The organism is Rhodopseudomonas sp. B29 (assembly GCF_000333455.1).
In the GTDB taxonomy this organism is placed as follows: Bacteria; Pseudomonadota; Alphaproteobacteria; order Rhizobiales; family Xanthobacteraceae; genus Rhodopseudomonas.
In genome coordinates this window covers 1-1,273 of record NZ_BADD01000380.1, presented here as the reverse complement: position 1 = coordinate 1,273, position 1,273 = coordinate 1, and the positions used below count along the sequence as shown (strand labels likewise).

Here is a 1,273-nt window from a genome sequence, read left to right as displayed (position 1 = left end):
GCGCCTGACCATCACGGCCGGCAAACTGTCGGCGGGCGACTTCTTTGTCCTCAACGCCTACGCGTTCGATCCGCGCGGCCAGTTCATGAACTGGAACGTCTATGGCAGCGGCTCCTACGACTGGGTGATGGACAAGGTCGGCTGGAGCTGGGGCGGCGTGGTCGATTTCAACCAGCGCGACTGGGCATTCCGCGCCGGCTACTTCCTGCAGGGCGGCGTCTCCAACAGCAATTACTTCGATATGCATATCCCGGAGCGCGGCCAGTACCTCGCCGAGCTCGAGCTGCGCTACGCCGCGTTCGGCCAGGGCGGCAAGCTGCGCCTGCTGGGCTGGTTCAACCGCGCCAACATGGGCAGCTACAGTGATGCGCTGGCGCTGCCGCTGTCGTCGGCGAACTATCCGGACATTACGCTGACGCGTGAAGTGCGCACCAATTACGGCTTCGTCGTCAATCTCGAACAGGCCATCACCGATCAGATCGGGCTGTTCTCGCGGGCGAGCTGGAGCCCCGGCAAGGTCGAGATCATGGGCTGGACCGAATGCGACTCGTCGTTTTCGCTCGGCACCCAGATCAAGGGCGCGTCGTGGGGCCGGCCGGACGATCGCATCGGCGTCGGCGGCGTCATCGAAGGCCTGTCGGAGGAGGCGCGCGCCTATTTCGCCGCCGGCGGCCTGGGCGTTCTGATCGGCGACGGCCGGCTCAATTACCGACCCGAGCAGATCGTCGAGGCGTATTACGCCTATAAGCTCGACAAATGGTCGACGCTGACGGCGGACTACCAGTACATCGTCAACCCTGCCTACAACGCCGACCGCGGCCCGGTGTCGATCTTCGCCGGACGGTGGCATTCGGAGTTTTGAGGGAATGGAGTCGTAGGGTGGGCAAAGGCGCGCAGCGCCGTGCCCACGCGAGAACCGCTGTGCGCGAAGGGCGTGGGCACGCTTCGCTTTGCCCACCCTACGGCCGGTTACGACCGCGGGTTACGTCTCAGGCGGCCGACGCCAGGAACTCCAGCACCGCGCGGTTGAACTTCTCTGCGTCGGTGACGGTGACGCCGTGGCCGCCTTCCGGCATCACCACGAGCTGCGCGTTCGGCAGGCCAACGGCGAGTTGCTGCGAGCACGTCCACGGCACCAGCGTGTCATCCTTGGTGGCCAGCACCAGCGTGCGGTGACGGATGTCGCCGAGCCGCGCCGCGACGTCGAAGCGCCAGCAGCGCGGAGATGCGGGGCTCAATGTTGTCGGCGCCCTGGAAATGCTTGACGCCGTGC

2 protein-coding genes are annotated in these 1,273 nt (G+C 65.9%); one reads left to right on the top strand and one right to left on the bottom strand.

Translation table 11 applies throughout. The annotated features are described in order from the left end of the window. A partial coding sequence (locus I5M_RS13720) for a carbohydrate porin (protein ID WP_022721920.1) occupies positions 1 to 862 on the top strand: 862 nt, incomplete at its 5' end. Between the two features lie 127 nt (positions 863 to 989). On the opposite strand, the gene I5M_RS13715 is transcribed toward I5M_RS13720, so the two are convergent. Then, positions 990 to 1,273: alpha/beta hydrolase (locus tag I5M_RS13715; RefSeq protein ID WP_210161623.1), on the bottom strand; the 284-nt coding region annotated here is incomplete at its 5' end.